This window comes from Vibrio sp. D173a, from assembly GCF_030248475.1.
Genome location: NZ_JAHGAH010001223.1, coordinates 1 through 1005, shown reverse-complemented (window position 1 = coordinate 1005; position 1005 = coordinate 1). Strand labels below are relative to the sequence as shown.

The 1005-nt window shown below is 45.5% G+C and carries 1 protein-coding gene; it reads right to left on the bottom strand.

Annotation, left to right across the window (positions count from 1 at the left end; translation table 11 throughout):
* On the bottom strand, positions 1-1005 hold a 1005-nt coding region (locus KIV40_RS32440), incomplete at its 5' end, for an ABC transporter substrate-binding protein (RefSeq protein WP_285353466.1).

Below are 1005 nucleotides of genomic sequence, written 5' to 3'. Positions count from 1 at the left end.
CTATAGCCTGTAACGGTCGTCAATCACAGTGACAGGTTCGAACGTTTCGCCCTCTTTGTAAGCCAACTGAGTTTGTTGTTTTAATTCGGTATCAATCCAGAAATTACTGGTGCCTAGAATGTTGAACATCGCACCGGTTTTCTTCGTCATTGGGTTATTCGGATACTTAACCCAACGCCAATGTGCATCGCGTGTATAAGGCACCATGTAGCCTGGTACAATCACGTAAGCATTTGAGATTGCTTTTTGAATCTCTTTAGAAAGTTGGTGTTTTTTGTCAGCATCAAATTCAGATTTGAATGCTTCAATCTTGCGGTCCAACTCTGGCGAACTGTAGTTAGTGTGATTGTTGGTCTGTCCTCGGTTTGCATTACTCGAGTGAAAATACTCTTTGTATGCCGGAAGCTCACCACCACCCATATTCAGAAATGCAAGTTGATGCTTTTTCTCTAGGATGTATTTAAATGCCGCTGAGCCATCTACAAGGTTCAGGTTAAGCTCTAAACCCGCTAGCTTGGCTTGCTCTTTGAGATACGCAATACGAGGAGTCCAGATGTTGTAACCATAAGTAATCTTAAAGCTGAGGCGGTCACCGTTTTTGTTCACTCGAATACCATCAGGGCCAATGTTGGTAAAAGCGGCCGCCTCGAAATAACTGACAGCCAGTTCTGGTTCAAACGCAGGCGCTTTAGCATCTGGAAGATCGTAATCACCGTGCCCGAAACCCATAGCATGAGGCTTACGTGAGTAGTCCCCGCGCAGTACATTCTTTATCATGCCGTCGAAGTCAGTCGCAAAGGTGACCCCTTTACGGACGTTAATGTCATTCAGCAATGGCATTGACGTATTCATACACAACCCACCCGCACCTTGTGGTGTCTGGTTAAAGCCCCAAAACTTCTGAATGTAGCCTTTGGTAAAGGGTTCTGAGTCCGTCTTCTCATGCCACATCTGAGGCTGCACCATAGCGAAAGTATCAAGCTTCCCTTTTCCGAAATGCTTACG